28 protein-coding genes are annotated in these 24338 nt (G+C 56.6%); 16 read left to right on the top strand and 12 right to left on the bottom strand.

Annotated features, from left to right (window positions below; translation table 11 throughout):
- Positions 1-15 precede the first annotated feature (15 nt).
- The 5 genes from CLV88_RS01145 (at position 16) to prfB (ending at position 7091) form a co-directional block, all read left to right on the top strand.
- A complete protein-coding gene (locus CLV88_RS01145; protein WP_106606529.1) occupies positions 16-1173 on the top strand; it encodes a pyridoxal phosphate-dependent aminotransferase in 1158 nt (385 codons plus the stop codon).
- A gap of 142 nt (positions 1174-1315) precedes the next feature.
- On the top strand, positions 1316-2536 hold the full coding sequence (locus tag CLV88_RS01140; protein ID WP_106606528.1) for an N-acetylmuramoyl-L-alanine amidase: 1221 nt from the start codon (positions 1316-1318) through the stop codon (positions 2534-2536).
- Positions 2537-2621: 85 nt separating this feature from the next.
- Positions 2622-3101: a DUF411 domain-containing protein gene (locus tag CLV88_RS01135; RefSeq protein WP_106606527.1), complete on the top strand. Its 480-nt coding sequence runs from the start codon at positions 2622-2624 to the stop codon at positions 3099-3101.
- A gap of 161 nt (positions 3102-3262) precedes the next feature.
- Entirely contained in the window at positions 3263-5818 is a 2556-nt protein-coding gene (locus tag CLV88_RS01130; protein WP_106606526.1) for a penicillin-binding protein 1A, read from the top strand.
- 145 nt (positions 5819-5963) lie between these two features.
- Positions 5964-7091: a peptide chain release factor 2 gene (prfB, locus tag CLV88_RS01125; RefSeq protein ID WP_106606525.1), complete on the top strand. Its 1128-nt coding sequence runs from the start codon at positions 5964-5966 to the stop codon at positions 7089-7091.
- A 227-nt stretch (positions 7092-7318) separates the two neighbouring features.
- Here the strand turns inward: prfB and CLV88_RS01120 are convergent, their stop codons facing one another.
- Together CLV88_RS01120 and CLV88_RS01115 are read right to left on the bottom strand one after the other, a co-directional pair.
- Complete coding sequence (locus CLV88_RS01120; RefSeq protein WP_106606524.1) at positions 7319-7726, bottom strand: hypothetical protein; 408 nt, start codon at positions 7724-7726, stop codon at positions 7319-7321.
- Between the two features lie 73 nt (positions 7727-7799).
- Entirely contained in the window at positions 7800-9002 is a 1203-nt protein-coding gene (locus CLV88_RS01115) for a pyridoxal phosphate-dependent aminotransferase (RefSeq protein WP_106606523.1), read from the bottom strand.
- 87 nt (positions 9003-9089) lie between these two features.
- Here CLV88_RS01115 and CLV88_RS01110 point away from each other — a divergent pair, with 87 nt between their 5' ends.
- The 3 genes from CLV88_RS01110 to CLV88_RS01100 all read left to right on the top strand — a co-directional run bounded on the left by CLV88_RS01110 (position 9090) and on the right by CLV88_RS01100 (position 10350).
- Complete coding sequence (locus CLV88_RS01110) at positions 9090-9506, top strand: helix-turn-helix domain-containing protein (RefSeq protein ID WP_106606522.1); 417 nt, start codon at positions 9090-9092, stop codon at positions 9504-9506.
- Positions 9499-9762, top strand: a complete 264-nt coding sequence (locus tag CLV88_RS01105; protein ID WP_106606521.1) for a succinate dehydrogenase assembly factor 2 — start codon at positions 9499-9501, stop codon at positions 9760-9762. Before CLV88_RS01110 ends, CLV88_RS01105 begins: the two co-directional genes overlap by 8 nt.
- Before the next feature lie 90 nt (positions 9763-9852).
- The gene (locus CLV88_RS01100) at positions 9853-10350 is read left to right on the top strand and encodes a MarR family winged helix-turn-helix transcriptional regulator (protein WP_106606520.1); all 498 of its coding nucleotides are present in this window, start codon (positions 9853-9855) and stop codon (positions 10348-10350) included.
- Positions 10351-10389: 39 nt separating this feature from the next.
- Here CLV88_RS01100 and CLV88_RS01095 read toward each other — a convergent pair whose 3' ends face one another.
- Genes CLV88_RS01095 through CLV88_RS01085 form a run of 3 tightly spaced genes read right to left on the bottom strand, consistent with a single transcriptional unit; the run spans position 10390 to position 12253 of the window.
- Positions 10390-11115, bottom strand: a complete 726-nt coding sequence (locus tag CLV88_RS01095) for a DUF1194 domain-containing protein (RefSeq protein WP_341477137.1) — start codon at positions 11113-11115, stop codon at positions 10390-10392.
- The gene (locus tag CLV88_RS01090; protein WP_106606519.1) at positions 11112-11828 is read right to left on the bottom strand and encodes a DUF1194 domain-containing protein; all 717 of its coding nucleotides are present in this window, start codon (positions 11826-11828) and stop codon (positions 11112-11114) included. The genes CLV88_RS01095 and CLV88_RS01090 overlap by 4 nt, the downstream gene beginning before the upstream one ends.
- Positions 11825-12253: a VOC family protein gene (locus CLV88_RS01085; protein WP_106606518.1), complete on the bottom strand. Its 429-nt coding sequence runs from the start codon at positions 12251-12253 to the stop codon at positions 11825-11827. Before CLV88_RS01085 ends, CLV88_RS01090 begins: the two co-directional genes overlap by 4 nt.
- Positions 12254-12437: 184 nt before the next feature.
- Between CLV88_RS01085 and thyX the strand changes: the two genes are divergently transcribed.
- Both thyX and CLV88_RS01075 read left to right on the top strand, forming a co-directional pair.
- Complete coding sequence (gene thyX, locus CLV88_RS01080; RefSeq protein ID WP_106607045.1) at positions 12438-13346, top strand: FAD-dependent thymidylate synthase; 909 nt, start codon at positions 12438-12440, stop codon at positions 13344-13346.
- 156 nt (positions 13347-13502) lie between these two features.
- Complete coding sequence (locus CLV88_RS01075; protein WP_106606517.1) at positions 13503-13802, top strand: hypothetical protein; 300 nt, start codon at positions 13503-13505, stop codon at positions 13800-13802.
- A 41-nt stretch (positions 13803-13843) separates the two neighbouring features.
- Here CLV88_RS01075 and CLV88_RS01070 read toward each other — a convergent pair whose 3' ends face one another.
- Positions 13844-14050: a cold-shock protein gene (locus tag CLV88_RS01070; protein ID WP_106606516.1), complete on the bottom strand. Its 207-nt coding sequence runs from the start codon at positions 14048-14050 to the stop codon at positions 13844-13846.
- Positions 14051-14244: 194 nt separating this feature from the next.
- On the opposite strand from CLV88_RS01070, the gene CLV88_RS01065 reads away from it, so the two are divergent.
- Together CLV88_RS01065 and CLV88_RS01060 are read left to right on the top strand one after the other, a co-directional pair.
- Positions 14245-14559, top strand: coding sequence for an ArsC/Spx/MgsR family protein (locus CLV88_RS01065; protein ID WP_243403530.1), 315 nt, complete (start codon positions 14245-14247; stop codon positions 14557-14559).
- 47 nt (positions 14560-14606) lie between these two features.
- Entirely contained in the window at positions 14607-14975 is a 369-nt protein-coding gene (locus tag CLV88_RS01060; protein ID WP_106606515.1) for a hypothetical protein, read from the top strand.
- A 5-nt stretch (positions 14976-14980) separates the two neighbouring features.
- Here CLV88_RS01060 and CLV88_RS01055 read toward each other — a convergent pair whose 3' ends face one another.
- The 5 genes from CLV88_RS01055 to thrS all read right to left on the bottom strand — a co-directional run bounded on the left by CLV88_RS01055 (position 14981) and on the right by thrS (position 19813).
- Positions 14981-15535, bottom strand: a complete 555-nt coding sequence (locus CLV88_RS01055) for a DoxX family membrane protein (RefSeq protein ID WP_106606514.1) — start codon at positions 15533-15535, stop codon at positions 14981-14983.
- 16 nt (positions 15536-15551) lie between these two features.
- Complete coding sequence (locus CLV88_RS01050; protein WP_106606513.1) at positions 15552-16310, bottom strand: HvfC/BufC N-terminal domain-containing protein; 759 nt, start codon at positions 16308-16310, stop codon at positions 15552-15554.
- Positions 16307-17164 (bottom strand): MNIO family bufferin maturase, encoded by an 858-nt coding sequence (gene bufB / locus CLV88_RS01045; protein WP_106606512.1) that lies wholly within the window; start codon positions 17162-17164, stop codon positions 16307-16309. Before bufB ends, CLV88_RS01050 begins: the two co-directional genes overlap by 4 nt.
- Positions 17165-17331: 167 nt before the next feature.
- Positions 17332-17634, bottom strand: a complete 303-nt coding sequence (locus tag CLV88_RS01040; protein WP_106606511.1) for a BufA1 family periplasmic bufferin-type metallophore — start codon at positions 17632-17634, stop codon at positions 17332-17334.
- Positions 17635-17863: 229 nt separating this feature from the next.
- Positions 17864-19813: a threonine--tRNA ligase gene (gene thrS, locus CLV88_RS01035; protein ID WP_106606510.1), complete on the bottom strand. Its 1950-nt coding sequence runs from the start codon at positions 19811-19813 to the stop codon at positions 17864-17866.
- Between the two features lie 158 nt (positions 19814-19971).
- On the opposite strand from thrS, the gene CLV88_RS01030 reads away from it, so the two are divergent.
- The 4 genes from CLV88_RS01030 to CLV88_RS01015 all read left to right on the top strand — a co-directional run bounded on the left by CLV88_RS01030 (position 19972) and on the right by CLV88_RS01015 (position 22966).
- Entirely contained in the window at positions 19972-20733 is a 762-nt protein-coding gene (locus CLV88_RS01030) for an alpha/beta fold hydrolase (RefSeq protein ID WP_106606509.1), read from the top strand.
- Positions 20730-21719 (top strand): alpha/beta hydrolase, encoded by a 990-nt coding sequence (locus tag CLV88_RS01025; protein ID WP_106606508.1) that lies wholly within the window; start codon positions 20730-20732, stop codon positions 21717-21719. Before CLV88_RS01030 ends, CLV88_RS01025 begins: the two co-directional genes overlap by 4 nt.
- Before the next feature lie 14 nt (positions 21720-21733).
- Positions 21734-22183 carry a VOC family protein gene (locus tag CLV88_RS01020; protein WP_106607043.1) on the top strand — a complete coding sequence of 150 codons (450 nt, stop codon included), beginning with the start codon at positions 21734-21736 and terminating at the stop codon, positions 22181-22183.
- Between the two features lie 63 nt (positions 22184-22246).
- Positions 22247-22966, top strand: coding sequence for an alpha/beta fold hydrolase (locus tag CLV88_RS01015; RefSeq protein WP_106606507.1), 720 nt, complete (start codon positions 22247-22249; stop codon positions 22964-22966).
- 14 nt (positions 22967-22980) lie between these two features.
- On the opposite strand, the gene phaZ is transcribed toward CLV88_RS01015, so the two are convergent.
- On the bottom strand, positions 22981-24255 hold the full coding sequence (gene phaZ, locus CLV88_RS01010) for a polyhydroxyalkanoate depolymerase (RefSeq protein WP_106606506.1): 1275 nt from the start codon (positions 24253-24255) through the stop codon (positions 22981-22983).
- Positions 24256-24338 lie beyond the last annotated feature (83 nt).

Genomic DNA, 24338 nt, shown 5'->3' with positions numbered 1-24338 from the left:
ATAGGAACGAATTTCATGCGGAACTCAAGACGCGGGGGCGTTGATCCCTTTATTGTGATGGATGTCATGGAGGCGGCCCGTCAGGCCGAGGCAGATGGGCGTCACATTATCCATATGGAAGTGGGTCAGCCGGGCACCGCCGCCCCAAAGGGCGCGCGTGATGCGCTGGCGGCGCAGATGCAGGACGATGCGCTTGGGTATACGGTGGCATTGGGCTTGCCCGCGCTGCGTCAGCGTATCGCAAAGCTTTATGGGGATTGGTATAATGTGGATCTGAACCCGGATCAGGTGATTGTGACGCCGGGATCGTCTGGGGCGTTTCTGCTGGCGTTTACCGCGCTGTTTGATGCCGGAGAGCGTGTCGCGATTGGTGCGCCGGGCTATCCGAGTTACCGACAGATTTTGAAAGCGCTGAGCCTTGAGCCGTTGGATATCCAGACGGCGGATGCAAACCGGCTTCAACCGGTTCCTGACGATCTGAAGGCGCTGGATTTTGAGGGGCTGATGGTGGCGTCTCCGGCCAATCCGACGGGCACGATGTTGAACCGGTCTGCAATGGGCGCGCTGGTAGATCTATGCGCCCAAAAGGGTGCGGCCTTTATCAGCGACGAGATTTATCACGGGATCGAGTATGAGGCCAAAGCCGTCACGGCGCTGGAGATTACGAATGAGTGCTATGTGATCAACTCGTTTTCCAAGTATTTCAGCATGACCGGCTGGCGGGCGGGTTGGATGGTGGTGCCTGAGGATCATGTGCGCCTGGTTGAGCGGTTGGCGCAGAACATGTTTATCTGCGCACCCCATGCCAGCCAGGTTGCGGCGTTGGCGGCGATGGATTGCCATGATGAGCTGGAAGCGAACATGGAAGTGTATCGCGCCAATCGTGCGTTGATGACCGATAGATTGCCCAAGGCGGGGTTCACACGGTTTGCCCCCCCGGATGGGGCGTTCTATGTTTATGTGGATGTCAGCGCCTACACCGATGACAGCCGCGCCTTTGCCCGCCGGATTCTGGATGAGGCCGGGGTGGCGGTGACGCCGGGGTTGGATTTTGATCCGGTGCGTGGCGCCCAGACTTTGCGGTTTTCCTATGCGCGGGCGACGGCGGATATTGTCGAGGGGCTGGAGCGACTGGAAAGATTCATGCGCAGTGCCGGATTTTTGGACGGGTAGGGGGCGTTGCCCCCGTCGCCGCAAAGCAGCGACTCCCCCAAAGTATTTTTGGCAAGATGAAGACATGGGCCCGGTGGTGTGCGGGGTTCTTTGTTTGCGGCGGCTGGTGTAGATTGCCGCCAAGCAACCCGGAGTTGGGGCAATGAGCAGAGTTTTGGCGGTTTTTGTGGCCCTTGTTTGGGCTGGTATTGGTGCGGCGCAGGAATTTTCCGGGCTGGCGCGGGTGGATGCGGAGCAGAGCGGGCTGAGCGAAGGCTGGCGCGGGGCTGTGGAGTTTGATCTGGCGCTCAGTCAGGGGGTGCCGTGGCGGGTGTTTCAGCTGGATGAGCCGCGTCGGTTGGTGCTGGATTTCCGCGAAATCGATTGGCGGGGTGTCAGCCCGGAGGATTTTGGATCTGTTGAGGGTGTCGGCACAGTACGTTTTGGGCTGTATCGTCCGGGATGGAGCCGGATGGTGATTGATCTGGACGCGCCGTTGGCGGTGGATAAGGCCGGGTTGGTTGTGGATGAGGCCAGCGGGCGGGCGACCTTGTCGGTTGTTTTGTCGCCTGTGGGTCCGTTGGACTATGCGGCATTGGCCAAAGTGCCGTTTGACCCGCGCTGGGATTTGCCGGAACCAGCCGTGATCGAGCACACGCGCCCCGAGCGCCCGGATTGGGCGCCGAGTGTTGTGGTGATTGATCCCGGACATGGCGGTATTGATCCCGGTGCCGAGCGGGATGGATTGCAGGAAAAGCACCTGATGTTGCAGTTTGCCCGCGAGTTGCGCGACACGCTGCGCCGCTCGGGCGGGTTTGAGGTGGTGTTGACGCGCGATGAGGACACGTTTGTGTCGCTGGAACGCCGGGTGGCGATTGCCCATCAGGAGGGCGCGGATGTGTTCATTTCGCTGCATGCCGATATCGTCAGTCAGGGGAATGCGCAGGGCGCGACGGTTTATACATTATCGGATGAGGCCAGCGATGCGGCATCGGCGGTGTTGGCTGAGCGGCATGACAGGGCAGATATTCTGTCGGGTGTTGATCTCTCAGGCGCGGATGACGAGGTGACGGATGTGTTGCTGGATCTGGCGCGGATGGAAACACGGCCCCGCACAGAGCAGCTGGCTGACGAGATGGTGCGCGCCATTCGGGAGGCTACCGGCGCGCTTAACCGCAAGGCGCATCGCGAGGCGGCGTTTTCGGTATTGAAGGCGGCAGATGTGCCCTCGATCCTGATTGAGCTGGGGTTCATGTCTTCCAAGAAAGACCTTGCCAATCTGCGCGATCCGGGATGGCGGGCGTCGATGGCTTCGGGGATACGGGACGGGTTGCAGGCGTGGGTGCTGGCCGACAAGGCGGCGCGGCCGTTGGTGCGTCAATAAAATGTGATTGATCGGTATCATTGTCCGACCGGGCTGGGTCTGCGACAAAGGGTGCGGGATGCAGCGCAACAGGGAAGGACATTCAATGGCTCGATCTTTGGTTACACGTCGCAATTTTTTGCAGGGCGTCACCAGCCTGACGTTGGTCAGCGCAGGTTCGGTCGCAGCGTCAACGCGGCCTATGGTTCAGGTCATGAAGGATCCCGGTTGCGGGTGCTGTGGGGCATGGATCGAGATTATGAGGCAATCCGGGTTCGAGGTGAAACCCTTTGATGCGGATTGGGAAACGCTGGCGCGGTTTAAGGCCGAGAATGGCGTGAACCAAGACATGGTATCCTGCCACACGGCGATTGTGGATGATTATGTGATCGAGGGGCATGTGCCGCCCAAAGATGTTTGGCGCCTGCTGACAGAGCGCCCGGACGCTATCGGATTGGCTGTGCCGGGTATGCCCATCGGCTCGCCGGGTATGGGGCCGGAAAGCGCGCGTGAAGCATATGATGTCATGTTGATGAGACGCGACGGTGCTGCGGATGTGTTTACCGCTTACGACGCGGCCACCTGACGGTGACGTCGCGGCATGTGGTGTTCTGAGCCACGTCGCGGGCCGCAATGAGCGCGAAAACGGCAATAAGGTGCCCAACGGGAACAGGTTCGTGTTTTGACCCTGCGCAAAAGCGTTTATATAGAGGGGTCTTGAGATGCGGGCTTTAGGGGGCGCGAGCGGTGATCCGATTCATCCTATCCTTTTTCGGGGGTATTTTTACCCTTTTGACGATGAGCGTTGCTGTCATCGCCTTGTCGATTGGTGCCGTGTTCTGGATTTACGGGCGCGAATTGCCCAGTCACGAGAGCCTGGCCCAGTATAAGCCGCCCACCATCAGCCGGATTTATTCGGGCGAGGGGCGGATTATGGATGAGTTCGCCAAGGAACGCCGCCTGTTTGTGCCCGCCAATGAAATTCCGGATATGGTGAAAGAGGCGTTCATTTCAGCGGAAGACAAGAATTTTTACAGCCATGGCGGCTATGACGCGCGCGGTATTGCCGCGGCAGCGGTTGAGGCGGTGCAGAGCCGGGGCCAGAACGTGCGCGGGGCGTCGACAATCACCCAGCAGGTGATGAAGAACTTCCTGCTGTCGGGGGATCGGCGCATTGAGCGCAAGATAAAGGAAATCATTCTGGCGACACGTGTCGAAGAGACGCTGACCAAGGACCAGATTCTTGAGCTCTATATGAATGAGATTTTCCTTGGTCAGAATTCTTATGGCGTCGCGGCGGCGGCACAGACCTATTTCAATAAGAACCTGACCGAGCTGGAGCCGCATGAAGCAGCCACATTGGCGTCGATGCCCAAAGCTCCGGGCCGGTTCCATCCGGTGCGCAACAAGGAACGTGTGCTGGATCGGCGCAACTTTGTGCTGCGCGAGATGGAAGAGAATGGCTATATCACGCAGGCTGTGTACGAGGCAGAGCGCGCCAAGCCGCTGAGCTCGGTGCAGAATGGCGATTTCCTGAGCTACAAAACAGAAATGCCGCCGCGCGATTATTTTTCGGATGAAATTCGCCGCCAGCTGAGCAGGGATTTTGGCGAGGACGAGTTTTTCTCGGGTGGGATGACGGTGCGGGCGACGGTTGACCCAGAGTTGCAGCAGGTGGCGGCGCGGGCGCTGCGCCACGCCTTGGAGAAATATGACCGGTCGCGTGGTGTATGGCGCGGCACGGGGCAGGTTCTGGACGTGGCTTTGCTGAGCGACGACGCGGCATGGCGTGAGGCACTGGCCGCGCTGGAGCTGCCTCGCGATGTTGATCTTGATGGCCAGTGGTATCCGGCGGTGGTGCTGGAAATGGGCACGAACGATGCGCGTATCGGCATTGAAGGTGTCGAGGATGATGCGGACGGCCATTGGATCACGGCCAAGGATGTGACCTGGGCGCGCAAGCTGTTGGACGGCGGCGATCTGGGCCGCAAGGCGCGTGTGGCCGGTGATCTGGTCGATGTCGGGGACGTCGTGTTGGTGCGTGCGATCACCAAGGATGACGATGGATCCTTTGTGCGCTGGTCGCTGCGGCAGGTGCCCGAAGTGCAGGGCGGCTTTATGGCGATGGACGTCAACAACGGGCGTGTTGTGGCGATGCAGGGTGGCTTTTCCTATCAGGATTCTGTGTTTAATCGCGCCACGCAGGCCAAACGCCAGCCGGGATCAAGCTTTAAACCCTTTGTCTACGCGGCGGCGCTGGACAGTGGATACAGCCCGGCGACCATTGTGATCGACGCGCCGATCGAGATTGATACACCGCAGGGCCTTTGGCGTCCGCGCAACTCGACCAACAAGTTTTACGGACCGACCCCGATGCGGACCGGCATTGAGATGAGCCGGAACCTGATGACCATTCGACTGGCGCAGGAAATCGGTATGGACGTGGTGGCGGATTACGCCGAGCGGTTTGGCGTTTACGACCAGATGGGCCAGTTTCTGGCCAACTCGCTGGGCGCGGATGAGACCACGCTGTACCAGATGGTGGCATCTTATGCGATGTTCGCCAATGGGGGCGAGCGGGTGGAACCAACATTGGTGGACCGGGTGCAGGATCGCTATGGCAATACCATCTACCGCCATGACCAACGCGTGTGCGAAGAATGTGCTGATCCCGGTATCCCAGATACACGCGGCCCGCGGATCGTGACCAATCGCGAGCGGGTCATGGACCCGATCACCGCCTATCAGCTGACCTCGATGATGCAGGGCGTGGTGACACGCGGTACGGCCAGCAGCCAGATCAAGCTGCCCGTACCTGTTGCGGGCAAAACGGGCACCACAAACGAGGCCAAGGATGTTTGGTTTGTCGGCTTTACGTCGACCCTCGTCGCCGGGTGTTACATTGGCCACGACCGTCCGCGCCCGCTGGGTCGGGGAACCTATGGCGGCACAACCTGTGGTCCAGTGTTTCAGGAATTTATGGAAGAAGCGATCAAGAAGTATGGCGGCGGTAAGTTCCGTGTGCCTCCGGGTGGACGTTTCATCAAGATTGACCGTTTCACAGGCGCACGGTTGTCTGATGATGCCGGCGGTGCGCAGGTGGTTGCCGAGTATTTCCGCGACGGCGAAGAGCCGGTGTTTGGCATTACTTACGATGGCGGTTTTGCTATGGGATCCAACCTGCCACTGGTCGAAGAGGTTGAGCGCTATGGCGGGCGTGAGGTGACCACGTCAACCGGACGCAAGGCTGTTGTGGGCCCCAAAGCGGACTTTGGTTCGGTCAGTTCGGGCGGTCTCTACTAGGCGTATTTTGCGGCGGAGAACCTCCTCCGCCCTGTCCGGGCGTCCTCGGGACCAGATTGCAGGTGTTTTCGCCGCGCCACCGCTTGCCGCGCCTTGCGCGCTGGTCTATCACCTTGATCTGACAATTTGAAATGAAAGCCGACCGATGCGCGCCGAAGCCCAGAACACCGTTGCCGAAATCGAAAAGTCGCTGGCCCTGTTGCGCCAACGGCTGGATTGGGAAACAGCGGAATACCGGTTGGAAGAATTTAATGCGCAGGTTGAAGATCCTGATCTGTGGAACGATCCGGATGGCGCCCAGAAACTGATGCGCGAGCGTCAGAACCTTGTGGATGCCATGGGGATGGTGACGTCGATCACAACTGACATGAACGACAATGTCGAGCTGATCGAACTGGGTGAGATGGAAGAAGATGACGAGGTCATCAAGGACGCTGAAGAGGCGTTGAAAGCCCTGGCCGTCAAGGCGGCTGAAAAGGAACTTGAAGCGCTGTTGGACGGCGAGGCGGATGGCAATGACACGTTCCTCGAGATCAACTCGGGCGCGGGTGGCACCGAGAGCTGCGACTGGGCCAGCATGTTGGCGCGGATGTATATCCGCTGGGCCGAGAAGAAAGGCTATAAGGTTGAGCTGCAATCCGAGACGGCTGGTGAAGAGGCCGGGATCAAATCGGCAGCTTACAAGATTTCCGGGCATAACGCCTATGGCTGGCTGAAATCCGAGAGCGGGGTTCACCGTTTGGTGCGTATTTCGCCTTATGACTCTGCGGCTAAGCGGCATACGTCTTTCAGCTCGGTCTGGGTCTATCCAGTTGTCGATGACAATATCGAGATCGATGTGAACCCGTCCGATATCCGGATTGATACGTATCGGTCTTCTGGTGCCGGTGGTCAGCACGTGAATACGACGGATTCGGCAGTGCGGATTACACACATCCCAACCGGTATTGTCGTGACAAGTTCAGAAAAATCGCAGCACCAGAACCGCGATATCGCGATGAAAGCCCTTAAATCGCGGCTTTATCAGCAAGAATTGGACCGCCGCAACGCTGCAATCAACGAGGCGCATGAGGCCAAGGGCGATGCGGGCTGGGGCAACCAGATCCGCTCTTATGTCCTGCAGCCCTATCAAATGGTCAAGGATCTGCGTACCAACCACGAAACCAGCGACACCAAAGGCGTTCTGGATGGTGATCTTGATGGGTTTATGGCGGCAACGCTCGCGCTGGATGTCGCCGGCAAAAGCCGCGCAGATGCACAAGCAGAAGAGTAATCTGCACTCTTTCCCCTCTGTGTAAATGATGGGTTTGGTATTCGGGTATTTCTGAACATTGAGAAGATCAAAAGCTAGTCTTCCTCAATGTTGGAAAAATACCCCGGGGGAATTTGAAAGCCGTCTGGCTTTCGAAGGGGGCAGCGCCCCAACAGGCTCAGCTTCGCTGAGCCATGCCCAACACTTGTCCGAGCATCTTTGATGCTTTGACATGGGGCGGGAGCGCTTTATTTGCGGCCCTTAACCAGTCGATCAGCCTTTTTACGCACCAGCACCGAGCGCAGATCATGCATTGCCAGCAACAACGTATCGGTGATTTCGTCGAGTTGTTCGTCGGTCGCCTTGGATTGCGCCCATTGGGTGGTCAGATTCAGGTGATCCACGGCACGATGAATGTCGTCCATCGCGCGGGCGGCCAATAGCGCGCGGCGCTCTTCCATCCAGACGCGAATGCCATTAACTTCGGCAGGCGAAAGGGTGTGATCACCGTGAGGTTTGATCTCGCCATTTTTAATGTTAACCACAGCAATCTGATCCATCTCGATCCGGCGCTGTCGGTTTTCGGTGTCAACGTGGAACACAGCGGCACCATTTTCGCGCACGCGGAAGAAAAATTCGGGCAGGTCTGAGCTCATCTTGGGTCCTTGTCTTCCAGTCCGCGCAACGTATTCGATATGCGCAGCATGTTGGCAGTGATCAGCTTGGATGTCATGTCAGTTCGGCACAGAAGTTCTGGATGCGCGTACAGGCTTCTTTCAAAGCCTCATCCGAAGTGGCATAGCTGACCCGGAAGTTTGGTGACAGCCCAAATGCCGCGCCAAAGACAACCGCAACACCGGTGGTTTCCAACAATGCGCGCGAGAAAGCTTCGTCGTTACTGATCACCGTGCCATCTGGTGTCGTTTTTCCGATTAGCCCGGCGATGGATGGGTAGACGTAAAATGCACCTTCGGGCACGGGGCAAGTGATACCGTCAATCTCAGACAGCATCGACACAACAAGGTCGCGGCGACGTTTGAATGTTACATTGTTGGTGACAAGAAAGTCCTGCGGGCCATTCAGGGCTTCGATCGCGGCCCATTGGCTGATCGTGCAGGGGTTTGAGGTGCTTTGCGACTGAATTTTTCGCATGGCCGCAATCAACTCGACAGGACCAGCTGCATAACCAATGCGCCAACCCGTCATGGCGTAGGCCTTGGACACGCCGTTGCATGTCAGTGTGCGCTCATAAAGGCCAGGTTCGACCTGAGCTGGGGTGCAGAATTCGAAATCGTCATAGGCGAGGTGTTCATACATATCGTCGGTCATCACCCAGACGTGAGGATGCCGCATCAAGACGTCCGTTAGCCCCTTGAGCTCGGCGAGGGAATAGCCGGCGCCGGTTGGGTTGGACGGAGAGTTGAAGATCAGCCATTTGGTTTTGGGTGTGATCGCGGCCTCTAGCTGGTCGGGGGTTATCTTGAAACTGTTTTCCAACGTTGCCGCAGCAATCACAGGCGTGCCGCCTGCCAGCAGCACCATATCGGGGTAGCTGACCCAATAGGGCGCGGGGATCACAACCTCGTCGCCGGGATTGAGTGTTGCCATGAGGGCATTATAGAGGATTTGTTTGCCACCCGTTCCGACAGATATTTGCTGTGGAGTATAGTTGAGGCCGTTCTCACGGGCGAACTTGTCGCAGATCGCTTGCTTGAGTTCCGGAATGCCGTCGGGCGCTGTGTACTTGGTCTTGCCCGCTTCAATCGCGGCGATACCTGCCGCCTTGATATTGGCAGGTGTGTCAAAATCCGGCTCGCCTGCGCCAAGGCCAATCACATCCTTGCCCGCCGCCTTGAGTTCGCCCGCGAGCGTGGTGACAGCGATGGTCGGAGACGGTTTGACGCGTGAAAGTGTCTCAGACAGGAAAGACATGGCGGACCTCGTTTGTGTTCAATGCCCCCATGTCTTAGGGTGCGCGCGAAACCCGTTCAAGCGGGAACATTAAGTGAGGATTGATCCGTGCAGGAAGAAGTTGTTCAGAATGTCGAGACCGAAGAGTGGTATGGCGGCGATGTCGCCACGTTCGGGGATCGCCTTGCGGCGGCACGTGACGCGGCCGGGCTGAAACCTGCCGAGTTTGCCAAGCGGTTAGGAGTTAAAAAATCCACCATAGTGGATTGGGAAGAAGACCTGTCCGAACCCCGTGCAAACAGATTGCAGATGATGGCCGGGTTGCTGAATGTTTCGGTTGGCTGGTTGCTGACGGGTGACGGCGACGGGGTTGATGCACCTGACGAGGTTGCGCCATTGGAAGATCAGGCCTTGATCGATCTGTTGGGCGATTTGCGCGATATCCGCACGCGCATTAAATCTGATCTGGATCGGTTGGCGCGCGTTGAGAAAGCGCTTCGCAAACGGGTTGCCGAGAATGTCTGAAACAAGGGAGAATCGTCTCAAGCGCATGAAAATGCGCTCGATGCGGCGTGGGATCAAGGAGATGGATATCATCCTTGAACGCTATGCGGATGACAATCTTGCCCAGATGGACGCTGTGACACTGGATATGTACGACGCGCTGTTGCACGAGAACGATCAGGATTTATATCAATGGGTTACGGGGCAAAAGCCGGCGCCCGAGCGATTTCGTGCGATGATCACCGACATATCCCAAGCAATAAGTGGGCCTGAATAGCTCGCATTTTATAGGTCTGGGCCATACTTAACTGATTGTTCGGCTTTATCCGTCAGTTTCCCTAGCACAATGAGTTAGTCGGAGACGAAGATGAGCTTTCATACATCCATGGGGGGAAATCCGGATCAGGGTTTCATGGCGGGCTATCTGGACTCCCTGGCACTGGTGGAACGATTGCACCGCCTGTTGCTGGATGTGATCAAGGATGAATTTGAACGGGTTGGTGTTTTAGAAATCAACGCCGTTCAGGGGTTGTTGCTGTTTAATATCGGCGACAACGAGGTGACCGCGGGGGAGTTGAAATCGCGCGGGTATTATCAAGGCAGCAATGTCAGTTACAATCTGAAAAAGCTTGTCGAGATGGGATACATGCACCACCAGCGCTGTGAAATCGACAGGCGTAGCGTGCGCGTTCGGTTGACCGAGGAAGGCCGCCGCATTCGAGATATCGTGGGCAGTCTGTTTGAGCGGCACGCCGAGGGGCTGAAGTCTAAGGGCGTATTGGGGCCAGAGGGGATCGAAGAGATCACCCATGCATTGCGACGTGTCGAACGCTATTGGACCGACCAAATTCGATACATCTACTGACTGTGTGCCGTGACCCGATTGTTGCACGCAGGGTTTTGTTTAGTGATTGCGGGTTATGGGGGCGGCAGGGCCTGTTGCAAGAGACAGGCCCTGCAACTCACGTTTCAGCTTGCGCACCATGGCGCGTTCGAAATCGGCGAATCCCAGTGCCGTTTCAACAAAGGCGTCCGGGCCCTCGATCACCCATGCGTGAAAATAGCTCGATAAGGCGGCAATGTCAGTTTGGCGTGTGTCACCTTGTGGCGCGTCGTCCGAGCCGATCACCAGGGCGTTCACCGTTTGCCCGCCTGGCATCTTTACATCCCGGGGCAGGGGGCCGGTATTGGAAAACCCATCGCCCGAAAGATCAAGCGTGCGTTTCCAGCATTCCGGGTGATGATCCAGCAACGCGGCGCCAAATTGTTTGGCAGAGCCAAGCGCGGTTGACGGATCCATTTGCGTTCGCTGGGTCGTGGACAAAGAGCGTGTGATTGCAGTGAGAGACGCGGGGTCAACAACTTCGGTCCAAGGCAGTAAGACACGTTGATCATCTGGTCCGCTCCATTCAAACACTGCCAGCCGAACCGGATGGGAAGGCATCGCCAGTAAAACGGATTGGACCTCGTCATGTTGCAAAGCACCGGCAAGCCCCTGCAATTGCAGCTGATATTCCTGCGCATCGACCGAGCCGGACACATCCAGCCCAAGCGCCAGCGCCTGTCGGCACCCGGAATGGGCGGGCAGGGCTGTCGCGATCATGAAGGCAAGAGCAAGCAGTGGTTTCACGGCGGTGTCACCAGCTGAGACAGTGCGGCGGGGCGCAATTCTCGCTCTAACTTGCGCCGCATTGCGCGCTCAAAATCTTCGAATCCGTCGGCGATTTCCAGAAATGCGCCCGGCCCGTGCAGCAAGTTTTCCCAGTAATAATCTGCGATTGTTGTTGGCAGGTTGGAAAATGCGGCGCCGGTTGTGCCTGCTGTTTCGATGGCGAGCCCGTTGACTGTTACGCCATTAAACGGAAAATGCGCATAAGCCTGTTGCGGCATATAGCCTTCGTTATTCTTACCGTCGCCGCTCACGTCGATAGTTTTCGCATGACAGTCGGGTGCGCGACGCAGCAGCCCTGCGGCATAGCCCATTGCGTGGCCAAGAGCTGTTGGAAACTCCTTAGTTGATCTTTCGGATGTGGCGATGATCTTGGCGGCCGCGTTGAGAGTGGACGATGACTCTATCAGCGCCCAGTCGAGCAGTAATTTTTGATTGTAGCGGCCACTCCATTCGAACACTGCGAGGGCAATGGGCTGAGGCGCGCCGAGTATCGCGGCGCGTACTTCGGGAGCAATCAGCGCAGACGCAAGTCCTCTTCTTTGAAACGCGTCTTCTGTATCATCCACCGAGGAGGACACATCCAGCGCCAAAACCAGCGCCAATCGACACTCAACCGCAAGGGCGGGCTGGCACACAAGCGCCAGCCCCACAGTGGCAAGCGCGCGGATCACCAGTGTCCTGTGTTTTCCATGCTGGCCCAAGGTTCGGCGGGGGCCAGGCTTTCGCCGGCTTGCAAAAGCTCGATCGACACATTGTCGGGTGAGCGCACAAAGGCCATGTGACCATCACGCGGTGGACGGTTGATGGTCACACCGTTGTCCATCAGGTGTTGACACAGGTCATAGATATTCTCGACCTCATAGGCGAGATGGCCAAAATGGCGGCTGTCGCTGGGCAGCCCCTCGTCGCCGTCCCAGTTATAGGTCAGCTCGAGCGGGCAATCGTGGTCGCCGTCAGCGGCCAGAAACAAGAGCGTGAACCGTCCGGCTTCGCTTTCGTGTCTCCTGGTTTCTTTCAGCCCGAGAAGATTGTAAAACGCGATGGATTTTTCCAGGTCAGCGACCCGAACCATCGTGTGAAGATATTTGACGCGCATCGTGTTTTCCTTTGATGATTGTTTGCGCCAACAAAACCTCAACTGGCCCGTAAAATCCAGTGCCGATCACGTTAGAGGAGAAGGTGAGCAAGGACCCGTTAAGCACAACATGCGGTTTCATGAACCGCATCCGCAAGATATAGTGGCGCAAAACGCAAACAGATTCACAGGGGAATCGCCTGATATGTCGCTGACGCCAGAACAAAACGCCGAAATTGATGAGCTGCGCTCTAATCCAAGTGAGACTTTGCGCGTTGTCAGCGAGGGGATGGAAAAGCATCTGTATCACGCGATTCCGGTGCTGGATCATGGGTTTGTGCGCGTCATCGACTATATGGGCGACGACGCAGCCATTTGTCAGGCGGCGCGGGTCAGCTATGGCAAAGGCACCAAGAGCGTTCAAAACGACGAAGGGCTGATCCGCTATCTGATGCGGCACTGGCATTCGACGCCGTTTGAGATGTGCGAAATCAAATTGCACGTCAAACTGCCAGTATTTGTAGCGCGTCAGTGGATTCGTCACCGGACCGCCAATGTGAACGAGTATTCGGCGCGGTATTCGATTTTGGACCGAGAGTTTTACATTCCCGCACCCGAAAATATTGCCGCGCAATCCGCGGTCAATAACCAAGGCCGCGGTGGTGCGCTGGAGGGGGAAGAAGCCGCGCGTGTTCTGGAAATCCTCAAGGCGGATAGCGCACGCAGCTATGACAATTATCAGGCGATGATCAGTCAGGACGGACAAGAAGGTCTGGCTCGCGAGCTGGCACGCATGAATCTGCCAGCCAATATCTACACCCAGTGGTATTGGAAAGTTGACTTGCATAACCTTCTGCATTTCTTGCGGTTGCGTGCGGATGCGCATGCGCAATACGAGATCCGCGTTTATGCGGACGCGATCTGTAATGTGGTTGCGGATTGGGTTCCCGCGGCGTACCGGGCTTTCGAAGATTATCGCATGGGTGCGGTCACGATGTCGGCCCAGATGGTCGATTGTCTGCGCCGTATGATCAAAGGTGAAACCGTCGATCAGGACACAAGCGGGATGAGCGCACGTGAGTGGCGTGAGTTCAAAGAGATGATCGACAGCTGACCCCAAGGTAGCAGAGCGGTTTTCGAACGCTTCGAATGCCCAAAGAACGGCGCAGCGAAACATATTGTTTCCGTTTGAGAAATTGACAGTTTCCCATGCGCCGCACTAGGCTAGGACGATTAACAAGTGTGTTGCAGCAATTGGAGCCATTGTCTCATGAAGAAATTGTCTTACATCGCCGCTGCGCTTGCGTTGTCGGCCATGCCCGCCATGGCACAGCAATGGAGCAGCAATGCACCCAATATCGGGCCAGTCAATCAGCCCGAAGGTGTTTTGATTCAACCCTATCCCGCAAGCGCAAATTACTGCCCGGCTGGACTTCAGCCAGTGACGATTGGCGGTGTCATCTGTTGCGGGCAGCCGAACACGACCGAACCGTTTTACAACCGGGCAGGTGGCAAGAGACACCACTATCGCTCCAGCAGTTGCCCCGCTGGTGTCAAAGGGTGTTCATAGCTGTCGAGTGAGAGGGGCGCTGATCTCGCGCCCCTATCCTGTCAAATCAGTTTGATGTCGCCGGCCATGTCACGACCATCGCGACCTTGGGACATTTCAAATTCGACTTTTTGGTTGTCTGTCAGACCTTTGAGACCTGAACGTTCAACAGCTGAAATATGTACGAAGACGTCTTTGCCGCCGTCTTCTGGCTCAATAAATCCGTAGCCTTTGGTTGTATTAAACCACTTTACGGTACCGCGTGGCATACCGTTCTCCTTTTATTCACTTAAGTTCCGCGCATCGTGTGCACAGGGCACATTTTTGGTGCCGCCCGAAAATTGTGGGGCGCTATTTTCAAATGTTCCGCTGGCAGAATTGCACTTGCAATGTAAAAAGCAAGCAAAACTCGCGCAGAATCGGAAAATGGTTGCGTCACACAAGGCAGAAGGGAGCGTCGAAATTGACACGTCTATTTGGGTTGAAAAATTGTGATACGTGCCGCAAGGCATTGAAAGTATTGAATGATGTGGATTTTTTGGACGTTCGCGCGGATGGTGTACCGCCGCAGGTTCTGGAACAGGCCTATGCCACTTTTGGCGACGCTTTGGTTAATTCTCGGTCGACTACGTGGCGCGGATTGTCCGAGTCGGAGCGGGCGCGACCGGCGCTCGAGTTGCTGAACGAGCATCCGACATTGATGAAGCGGCCGTTGATCGAGCGTGATGGGGTGCTGTATCTGGGCTGGTCAGCCAAAGTAGAAGCCGAGCTTGGATAAGGCGTGCGCAGGCCTTATGTGATCTGAGCGTTAACGAGGAGACACAGATGCGAAACGCTGCGCTGACCCTGGGAATTATTGCCGGTGTTATAGGCATGATCGTCGGATTTTTTGGCTGGGGCTATACTGAGGTGATCAATCGCTTTGGCGAGGTGCCGGATGTGGCCGAGCAGGTCGACAATATCGGATTGGTGCGTGCAGGCGCGCTTTTGGCGCCGTTATGTGCGATTGTCGGCGGTGCGATGGCGCGGTCGCGGGCGTTGTGGGGTGGGGTGTTGCTGTTGATCTCAGCGGGGGGCATGTACGCCGCGTTTGGGTTCAACGCGTTTACCATGTTCCCGATCAGTTTCGCCGGGCTGGGCGGCGTTCTGGCAATAGCCGCAGGTCAGCCCGACGAAGAGAAAGCGCATTTCTAGTTTTCTTACTCTTGGAAACGCTTTTTTAGAATGTGGTCTACAGACAATGGACCGCCACCTTTGACCACGATTACCAGCAGAACAAAGATCCAGAAGGTGCGTTGATCCATCAGGATGCTATCGGGGAAACGGTCAAACCAGGCACCGACGGATTTAGGATCATCGATCAGATGGTGACCGTAAAGGTCGGTCAGTGTCTGAACGATGACAAATCCGATCATGCCAATCGCTGAAAGACGGCTTAAAAGACCGATAATGATCAGCAGAGGCAGGATGAATTCTGCCACAGTGCCACCAAATACGACTAGCCAGTGAAAGAAGGACAGTTGGCTGGCGTCATAGCCAACGGCTTCGATCGCCTTGGGGAAAATCTGTGCGTAGGCGCCAGTGCTTGGGCTGAAGATACCAAAGATGCCATCGCCGAGTTTTGTCAGGCCGGATTTCCAGAAATAGCCAACTAGAGTGGCGGCAAATACGAAGCGCGCCAAGGTTGGCAAAAGCCATTCCTGACGTTCAAGGCGGCCAAATATGCCGTTGTAGAGTGCAAGAAGTGTGTTCATGGGCCCTTCCGATAGTTCATGTTTTTATTGTGATTTTTGTGATGGCTTGACCGTTCAGCAAGAGCGCCAAAAGCGCGCTGAGGTCAAAATCGTCTGCTGCGGCTGTCCCTTGAGCTGCGGCGTCGCCCAATGTGGCGCCGTGCATTAACGTATCGACGCACGCGCCCGAGCCGGGTGCAAGGGCGTGCGGTTCCGGGTCAAATTCAGGGCGCAGGATCAGCACATCCTGAGCCACCGCCTGAGGCTTTGGGCCATCCGCAAGATTGAAGGCCCAGAGTGCGTGCACGGGCCATTGTGATCTGAGCAGCGCGACGGCAGGTGCAAATTCAAAGGCAACCGCGCCAAGCTCCATCGGGGGGATGGCCGCAAGCGCGTCTGCGGCAATCGGTGAGGCATCTGCGGCGTGATAGGCGCGGCGCAATGCCAGTTCGAGCCGGGCGACATCCGGCAGATAGCCAAGATGGGACAGCTGTTTGATGCCTTGAAGGAAGTCGGGAAATTCGGCCCCGTAGTGCATCATAAGAGGGGAGCTGGGCGGGTACTGTCGTAAGAACATTCCGGCAATTGCCTTGAAGTTTTCTGCCCCAAGCAATTTGGCAATGGCCGGAAACCCGGTTTCGAGCGCTTCGGTCAGTGAGACTGCGACATTGTTGCGATAGACGTCAAACCGACGCCCAGCCGCGCGCCCCTGCGCGTCGGTCAAGCCAAGAGGCCGGTCGGACTGGCCGTTCAAAATGGCGGTGCGAAAGGTTGTTTGGGACACTGTGGCGGTCATACCGCGACCTGCTCTAGTGCTTTGGACGCGCGCGCGGCCTCGGCATGTAGTTCGCCCCATTCGGGCACGTCATTGTCCCATTCGATCAGGATGGGACGCGGCCCGGACAAGGATAAAACGTGGTCCAACAGCGCCCATACCGGATCGACCACAGGCTTGCCATGGCTGTCGATCAACAGCACATGACCGTGCTCGTCTTCGTCCTCGTCATGGCCGCCAAGGTGGATTTCACCGACCTTGTCCAAAGGGAACTCCGCGATGTAGGCGCGGGGGTCGTAATCGAGGTTGGTCGCAGACACAAAGACGTTGTTCACGTCAAGCAACAGGCCGCATCCGGTGCGGTCTGACACTTCGCGCAGGAAATCGGGTTCGGACCACGTGCTTTCGGCAAAAGCCAGATAGCTGGACGGGTTTTCCAACATCATCTGGCGACCAATCGTGTTTTGCAGTTGGTCGATGTGATCGCTGACGCGGGTCAGCGTGTCCTTGGTGTAGGGCAGCGGCAACAGGTCATTCAGGAACGCACCGTCATGCGTGGACCAAGCGAGATGTTCAGAAAAAACAACAGGTTGCAACCAGTTGTTCAGGTGCTTTAGACGAGCCAGATGGTCGCCGTCCAGAGGGCCTTCGCCGCCAATGGACAGGCCAACACCATGCATTGAAATGGCGAACCGTTCCGAAAGATGGCGCAGCTGAGCAAGTGGACGGCCACCGGCGCCCATATAGTTTTCAGCGTGAATCTCAAGCCACGCCACATGGCCGGGATCATTTGTGAGATCGGTGTAATGCTGAGCTTTGTAGCCAACGCCAGGGGCATTGGGCAGGGTCGTGGGGCGTGTCGATGCATCAAACATGATCGGTCTCCGGATCAGGTGGGCATTAGGCGGTCAGGTGGCCGCCTGCAAAAACATAGATACGCAACCAGTAATAGGCCCCAGAAGGTTACAAGCGATCAATTTGTGAGTGCTTGATTTGGTGGGGGGGCCCAGAATGTGGGATGCTTCCGGACCCGACCAGTAGATCAGCTTGGGATGTCGCGATCCAGCGGCTCAAGCGCGCCGGTGCGTGCAGACCCGTCTGCCAGTGTTGGCAGTTCGATTTCTGCGCAGGTGCCGGCGTCAACCAGCGTCCATGCGTTGCCCTGATAATCAACAGTCGAAGTGCCGGCGCAAGTGGTGCCGGGGCCGGCTGCGCAATCGTTCTGACCAGCCAGCGAAACACCGTAGCATTTTTCCTGGCCCGCTGCTGAAGCGGTGGTCGCGTGGGCGGTCAATGCGGCGGCAACGGCGCCTGCAACGGCGAGGGTTTGAACAGTTTTCGACATTTTCTATTCCCTTTCGGTTTTTGAAACTCGGCCACTTGCGTCGTGGCATGTATAGAGACTAGGCCATACTCGTTACCAAAAGCTAGTCACGGCGACGTGTGTCACGGACGCGTTAGGTGACGTGACGAATTCGTGAGGATTCCTGTGCTGGAACGTTGAAATGGGGCCAAAACTGAAACAGGCGCGCCGGGATTGTTACGACGCGCCTGTTGGAATGTTGCAGAATCGATCAGGCCAAGTCTGGTGGTGTTGCCTCTTGTGACAATTGGCTCACGATTTCGTCCAAAGTCTGGACTTTGCTTTGCTTTTCTCCAAGGCGGCGGGTCGAAACGGTGCGTTCTTCCACCTCTTTCTTACCTATGGCGAGGATCACCGGCACCTTGCCCACCGAATGTTCGCGGACTTTATAGTTGATCTTTTCATTGCGCAGGTCCGCCTCGGCACGCACGCCAGCGGCCTTGAGGGCGGCAACCACCTCCAGACAATAGTCATCCGCATCAGACACGATAGCGGCGACAACCACCTGACGCGGTGCAATCCAGAACGGCAGTTTACCAGCGTGTTCCTCGATCAGGATACCGATAAAACGCTCAAACGAGCCAAGGCAGGCACGGTGCAGCATGACGGGGCGGTGTTTTTCACCATCCGCGCCGATGTAACTTGCGTCCAGACGTTCTGGTAGAACAAAATCCACCTGGAAGGTGCCGCATTGCCAGACCCGACCAATCGCGTCCGTAAGGCTGAATTCCAGCTTGGGGCCATAGAATGCCCCTTCGCCGGGGTTCATTTCCGGCTCGACACCCGCCGCACGGGTTGCCTCTAGCAGCGCGGCTTCGGCCTTGTCCCAGACTTCATCACTTCCGGCGCGGTTTTCTGGGCGGTCAGAGAACAGAATTCTGAACTCTTTAAAGCCAAGATCCTTGTAGACCGCCGACAGGAAGCGGATGAACTCGGCGCATTCGTCACCGATCTGTTCCTCAGTCGAGAAGATATGTGCGTCATCCTGCGTAAAGCCGCGCACGCGCATGATACCGTGCAGCGCGCCCGATGGTTCGTAGCGCGCGCAAGAGCCAAACTCAGCCATGCGTAGGGGCAGGTCGCGATAGGATTTTAGACCCTGTTTAAAAATCTCAACGTGGCAGGGGCAGTTCATCGGCTTGAGAGCGTTGATCGCTTTCTCACGCGCATGTTCCTCGTCCACTTCGACGATAAACATGTTTTCCTGATATTTCTCCCAGTGGCCCGAAGCCTCCCACAGCTTGCGGTCAACAACTTGGGGGGTGTTCACCTCGACATAACCGCCACGCGACTGAGCGCGGCGCATATAGTCCTGTAGCATCGTGTAGATGGTCCAGCCATTGGGGTGCCAGAAAATCTGACCCGGTGCTTCGGGTTGCAAATGAAACAGGTTCATTTCGCGGCCGAGACGACGGTGATCACGTTTCTCTGCCTCCTCCAGCATGTGAAGGTGGGCCTTTAGATCCTCTTTGTTCTTGAACGCCACGCCGTAGATGCGTTGCAGCATGGCGCGATCGCTGTCGCCACGCCAATAGGCACCGGCCACATTCATCAGCTTGAACGCATCAGCAGGCACCTGACCGGTATGTTGCAAGTGAGGGCCGCGGCAAAGATCCTGCCAATCGCCGTGCCAATACATGCGTAGCGGTTCGTCGCCTGGGATGGCGTCGATCAACTCTACTTTGTAAGGCTCGTCATTGTCCTCATAGTGTTTGACCGCACGGGCACGATCCCACACTTCGGTGGTGACAGGTTCGCGTTTGTTGATGATCTCTTTCATCTTCTTTTCGATGGCACCGAGATCTTCGGGGGTAAACGGCTCCTGACGGTCAAAGTCATAGTACCAGCCATGTTCGATCACTGGGCCGATCGTCACTTTGACGTCGGGCCAGATTTCTTGCACTGCACGGGCCATGATATGCGCGCAATCGTGACGGATCAGTTCAAGCGCTTCGGCGTCATTATCTTTGACCGTGTTGATGGCAATGGATGCATTCGCATCAATGGGCCACTGAAGATCCCAGTGTTTGCCATCGACAGTGGCGGAGATCGCCTTTTTGGCAAGTGAGGTCGAAATCGACGATGCGATCTCGGCAGGGGTGATGCCACTCTCGTAAGAACGTGCGTTACCATCAGGAAAAGTAAGGGAAATATCGGCCATTAGCCTCAAGCTCCTCGTCAGTTTGGCGCCCACGGAACGCCCGGTTGCGGGTATATGGTTCGGCGCGTGTTTTCGCCTTGGCATGATCACAAGTCAAGCGGTCTTTCCTGTCCGACATCACGCCGCTAGTGTCGTGGCAGACAGGAACGAGGACCAGCATGAGCACCACGCAGTATTTCGAAACACCCCAAGGACGGCGCATTGCCTATCACAAAAGCGGCGAGAGCGGGCCCACGGTGGTGTTCCTTGGGGGGCTGAAATCCGACATGGAAGGCACAAAAGCGATACAGCTAGAGGCGTGGGCCAAGGCGCGCGGGCAAAGCTTTCTGCGGTTTGACTATTCCGGGCATGGAGAGAGTTCGGGCGCGTTTGAGGATGGCTGTATCGGGGATTGGCATGAGGACAGTGTTGCAGCTGTAAGTGCACTGACCAAGGGGCCGCTGGTGCTGGTTGGGTCTTCCATGGGGGGGTGGCAGGCGCTTTTGCTGGCACGCGCCATGCCCGAACGCCTTGCCGGGCTGGTGACAATCGCGGCCGCGCCGGATTTCACAGAGGATGGGTATTGGGCGAATTTTACCGATGCGCAAAAGGCGGAGCTGGCCGAGGTGGGGCAGGTTGCGTTGCCTTCAGATTACATGGAGCCCTATATTATCACCCGTCGCATGATTGAGGATGGCCGCAATCAGCTGGTTTTGAGAACGTCGCTGACGCTCGGTTTCCCGACGCGGTTTTTGCAAGGCTCCGAGGATACGGCGGTGTCCTCTGAAACTGCGCTGCGCTTGTTAGATCATGCGGAAGGGCCGGACATGCGCCTGTTGCTGGCAAAGGGCAAAGACCACCGGTTTTCGGATGAGGAATGCCTGGCACTGATCGAGGCGCAGGTTGAAGAAGTGATTGAGCTTTCTACGGCAAGCCTATGAAGGTGTTTGGAAAATTCCTGGGGCGAGTGCTGTTGTCCGTGCTGGGGATTGGTTGCGCGATGGCGTTTTTGGGACCCTATGAAAAAATCTCTGTGCAACCGGATTTTGATGCAAGCGCAGTTGGCGATGATGTCGACGTGTATTTCGCGACGCAAGAAGCGCGGTTTAACGATCTGATAGCGGGTGTTGAGAAACGGGTGATCTGGGCGCTTGGAAAAGACGTAAAAACTGATTTGGCGATTGTGTATGTGCACGGGTTTTCGGCAACGTCCGAAGAGATACGCCCGGTGCCGGACCGGGTGGCCAAAGAATTGGGTGCCAATCTGGTTTTTACCAGATTGAATGGGCACGGCCGAGACGGCGCAGCGCTGGCGAATGCGCGGGTGCAGGATTGGGTGAACGATGTGTCGGAAGTGATTGAAATCGCACGCATAACTGCCGAAGAAGTTGTGCTCATTGCAACCTCTACCGGGGGCACTGTTGTCGCTGCAATGCTTGACCAGGAAGACGCGATGCGCGACGTCAAAGGCGCGATCCTGATCTCGCCCAATTTTGGCATAAATGATCCGCTGGCCCCCCTGTTGACTCTGCCAGCAGCGAGGCAATGGGTGCCCATTTTGGGGGGCAAGGAACGTTCATGGACACCACAGAACGAGGACCATGGCCAATATTGGACGACATCTTATCCGAGCACGGCGATATTCCAGATGGCGGCCTTGGTGAAACATGCCGCCGAAAAGGATTATTCCAGTGTCGATATCCCAACTCTTTTTTGGTTCTCGGACGCAGACAAAGTGGTGTCGGCCAAAGTAACGCGGGACGTGTTGGAGGGCTGGGGTGGCACCGTCACAATATCCCAGCGCGACGCGGAAGCAGAGGGAATGGACCCAAACGCCCATGTTATTGCTGGAGACATCCTGTCGCCGGGGCAAAATGGCGAAGCAGTTAGAAGTTTTGTGAAATTTATCAGCGGATTAGAGAAATGACTGAAAGTGGATTTATGCAACAACGGATCAGCCTGATTACATTGGCGGTCAACGATTTGGAGGCGTCTGCCGCGTTCTATGAGGCGCTAGGATGGGGGAGAGTGGACAGCCCTGATGGCGTGATCGCTTTTGACCTGATTGGCCAAACTCTGGGCCTTTATCCACGCGATAAACTGGCCGAAGACATGGGGCTGTCGCCTGATGACATCGGCGGGTTCTCGGGGGTTACGTTTGCCCATAATGTGCGCGCCGCGAGCGATGTTGCGCCAATACTGGCGCGCGCGGAAGCGGCCGGTGGGCGGATCATCAAACCCGCCGCTGACATTTTCTGGGGTGGGCATATTGGCTATTTTGCCGATCCAGACGGGCATGTCTGGGAGGTGGCGCATAATCCGTTTTCGCCGCTGTCAGAAGAGGGCGCATTTCGGTGGAATGGCTATGGGAATACGGATCAAGGCAGTTGACCTTGGCCGCTATTCCGGGGCATTTCCTTAACAATTGATTAGTCATTTTAAGGAAGTGTTTCCATGCACGATCCGTTGGTCTTGATCCCGGGTATGATGTGCGACGCACGCGTGTTTGAGGATCAGATCCTCAAACTGACGCTGGACCGTGCTGTTATGATTGCGGTGCCAACATTGGGTGAGCGGATCGAAGACATGGCGGCCATGCTCTTGAACCAACTGCCGGAGCGATTTGCGCTGGCGGGCTTTAGCATGGGGGGCATGGTTGCGATGGATATTCTGCGTCGCGCGCCTGAACGGGTGACGCGGATTGCGCTGATGGATACGTCGCCCTTGCCGGAAACGCCTGCAGGGGCCGCGGAGTACGAACCGTGGATTGTCGGTGCGATGGCGGGAAAGCTGGACGAGGTGTTGCGGTCGTTCATGCGACCAGATTATCTCGCGCCCGGAGTAGGGCGCGCGCAAATTCTGGCGCGGTTTCACGAGATGGGGATGGGATTGGGGGCAGACCTGTTCATTCGACAAGCACGTGCCATGCAGAGACGTCCGGATCAGCAAAAAACCTTGCGACAATGCAAGGTGCCAGCGTTGGTGATGTGTGGTGAACATGATCAGCTGACGCCGCCAAAACGGCACAGTTTCATGGCCGAGCTGATCCCGACGGCAGAGCTGCATTTGATTGAGGAGGCCGGGCATTTCCCAACCTTGGAACGCCCGAAGGCTGTTTCCGCAATTCTGGGAGACTGGCTGGCAAAGGGTGATCAGGACGCGCAAACGTCCTGATCAAAGTTCTGTTTTCAGACCGCTGCGATTTTGGCTTTGGTCGCCGCTTTTTTAGGCGCGCCAGAATTTGCATCAATAAAGTCCAGCACCAGCGGGCGGATATTGTTGCGCCAGCTTTTGCCAGCAAAGATGCCATAGTGACCCGCACCGGGTTCCACGTGGCTTGCCTTTTTGTCGTCTGGCAGGCCGGTCAACATATCGAGCGCGGCCACGCATTGACCGGGCGCGGTAATGTCATCCTTGGCACCCTCAACGGTTTTCACGGCGACGGTTGTGATCTTGCCGATATCAACTTTGCGACCGGCGACCACAAATTCGTTGGCGGCAATTTCGCCATTCTTGAAAATGCGCTCGACAGTTGAAAGATAGAATTCGGCGGGCATATCCATGACGGCCAAATATTCATCATAAAACCGGTTGTGAGCGTCGTGATCAGAAGCTTCGCCGCGCATAACACGTTGAATTTGATCCACAAATGCGCCTGTGTGACGCTCTCCATTCATCGACATGAACGACGCGAGCTGGAGCAGGCCCGGATAAACCATGCGACCCACACCGGGATATTTAAAGCCGACACGCTGGATCATCATTTCTTCAAGCTGGCCCATTGTCACGCGATGGCCAAAATCGGTAACATCCGTAGCGGCAGCATTTGGATCGATCGGGCCACCAATCAAAGTGAGCGAGCGGGGTTGTGCGCTGGGATCTTCCTCAGCCAGATAGGCGGTCGCAGCGAGTGTCAGCGGGGCGGGCTGGCATACGGCGATGACATGGGTCTCGGGACCAAGGGCCTTGAGGAAGTCGACGAGATAGAGTGTGTAATCCTCTATGTCGAATTTCCCTTCGGAAACAGGGATGTCGCGGGCGTTGTGCCAATCTGTGATGTAGACTTCGCAATTCACCAATAGGCTTTTGACAGTAGACCGCAAAAGGGTAGAATAGTGACCGGACATAGGAGCAACCAGCAACACCTTGCGTGGCTGTTCTTCACGACCGGAAACGTTGAAATGCAACAAGTCGCCAAAGGGCCGTTCTACGACGGGCTCGATATTGACCAAGTGGTCTTTACCGTCTTCGCAAGTAAATGTGCGGATGCCCCAGTCCGGCTTTACGACCATACGTTGGAACGTGCGTTCTGTGACCTCGCCCCATGCAGCCATCCAGCTGAAAGCGGGGTTCGGCACCATCGCAAACATCGGGTAGGACGCCATCGCGGAAGCCGTCGCGCCCATCCATTGATTGGTGTTGCGGATTGTTTCCATCAGGTCGTACGTGGCCATGTATCGCATGTGCGTCTCCTTTACCCCAAGGTATGCAACCCCAAATCCCCGCCTGTACTTAAGTCTGGCAGGGTGTTGAATTGAATGCTGCG

It is taken from the genome of Shimia abyssi, from assembly GCF_003014475.1.
Taxonomy (GTDB): Bacteria; Pseudomonadota; Alphaproteobacteria; order Rhodobacterales; family Rhodobacteraceae; genus Shimia; species Shimia abyssi.
This window is presented reverse-complemented; position numbering and strand designations above follow the sequence as displayed.

Excerpts from the sequence above, each read along its gene's own strand:
- CLV88_RS01145 (WP_106606529.1), top strand. The coding sequence starts at position 16 with ATGCGGAACTCAAGACGCGGGGGCGTTGATCCCTTTATTGTGATGGAT.
- CLV88_RS01140 (WP_106606528.1), top strand. The coding sequence starts at position 1,316 with ATGAGCAGAGTTTTGGCGGTTTTTGTGGCCCTTGTTTGGGCTGGTATT.
- CLV88_RS01135 (WP_106606527.1), top strand. The coding sequence starts at position 2,622 with ATGGCTCGATCTTTGGTTACACGTCGCAATTTTTTGCAGGGCGTCACC.
- prfB (WP_106606525.1), top strand. The coding sequence starts at position 5,964 with ATGCGCGCCGAAGCCCAGAACACCGTTGCCGAAATCGAAAAGTCGCTG.
- CLV88_RS01120 (WP_106606524.1), bottom strand. The coding sequence starts at position 7,726 with ATGAGCTCAGACCTGCCCGAATTTTTCTTCCGCGTGCGCGAAAATGGT.
- CLV88_RS01115 (WP_106606523.1), bottom strand. The coding sequence starts at position 9,002 with ATGTCTTTCCTGTCTGAGACACTTTCACGCGTCAAACCGTCTCCGACC.
- CLV88_RS01105 (WP_106606521.1), top strand. The coding sequence starts at position 9,499 with ATGTCTGAAACAAGGGAGAATCGTCTCAAGCGCATGAAAATGCGCTCG.
- CLV88_RS01100 (WP_106606520.1), top strand. The coding sequence starts at position 9,853 with ATGAGCTTTCATACATCCATGGGGGGAAATCCGGATCAGGGTTTCATG.
- CLV88_RS01085 (WP_106606518.1), bottom strand. The coding sequence starts at position 12,253 with ATGCGCGTCAAATATCTTCACACGATGGTTCGGGTCGCTGACCTGGAA.
- thyX (WP_106607045.1), top strand. The coding sequence starts at position 12,438 with ATGTCGCTGACGCCAGAACAAAACGCCGAAATTGATGAGCTGCGCTCT.
- CLV88_RS01075 (WP_106606517.1), top strand. The coding sequence starts at position 13,503 with ATGAAGAAATTGTCTTACATCGCCGCTGCGCTTGCGTTGTCGGCCATG.
- CLV88_RS01070 (WP_106606516.1), bottom strand. The coding sequence starts at position 14,050 with ATGCCACGCGGTACCGTAAAGTGGTTTAATACAACCAAAGGCTACGGA.
- CLV88_RS01060 (WP_106606515.1), top strand. The coding sequence starts at position 14,607 with ATGCGAAACGCTGCGCTGACCCTGGGAATTATTGCCGGTGTTATAGGC.
- CLV88_RS01055 (WP_106606514.1), bottom strand. The coding sequence starts at position 15,535 with ATGAACACACTTCTTGCACTCTACAACGGCATATTTGGCCGCCTTGAA.
- CLV88_RS01050 (WP_106606513.1), bottom strand. The coding sequence starts at position 16,310 with ATGACCGCCACAGTGTCCCAAACAACCTTTCGCACCGCCATTTTGAAC.
- bufB (WP_106606512.1), bottom strand. The coding sequence starts at position 17,164 with ATGTTTGATGCATCGACACGCCCCACGACCCTGCCCAATGCCCCTGGC.
- CLV88_RS01040 (WP_106606511.1), bottom strand. The coding sequence starts at position 17,634 with ATGTCGAAAACTGTTCAAACCCTCGCCGTTGCAGGCGCCGTTGCCGCC.
- thrS (WP_106606510.1), bottom strand. The coding sequence starts at position 19,813 with ATGGCCGATATTTCCCTTACTTTTCCTGATGGTAACGCACGTTCTTAC.
- CLV88_RS01030 (WP_106606509.1), top strand. The coding sequence starts at position 19,972 with ATGAGCACCACGCAGTATTTCGAAACACCCCAAGGACGGCGCATTGCC.
- CLV88_RS01025 (WP_106606508.1), top strand. The coding sequence starts at position 20,730 with ATGAAGGTGTTTGGAAAATTCCTGGGGCGAGTGCTGTTGTCCGTGCTG.
- CLV88_RS01020 (WP_106607043.1), top strand. The coding sequence starts at position 21,734 with ATGCAACAACGGATCAGCCTGATTACATTGGCGGTCAACGATTTGGAG.
- CLV88_RS01015 (WP_106606507.1), top strand. The coding sequence starts at position 22,247 with ATGCACGATCCGTTGGTCTTGATCCCGGGTATGATGTGCGACGCACGC.
- phaZ (WP_106606506.1), bottom strand. The coding sequence starts at position 24,255 with ATGCGATACATGGCCACGTACGACCTGATGGAAACAATCCGCAACACC.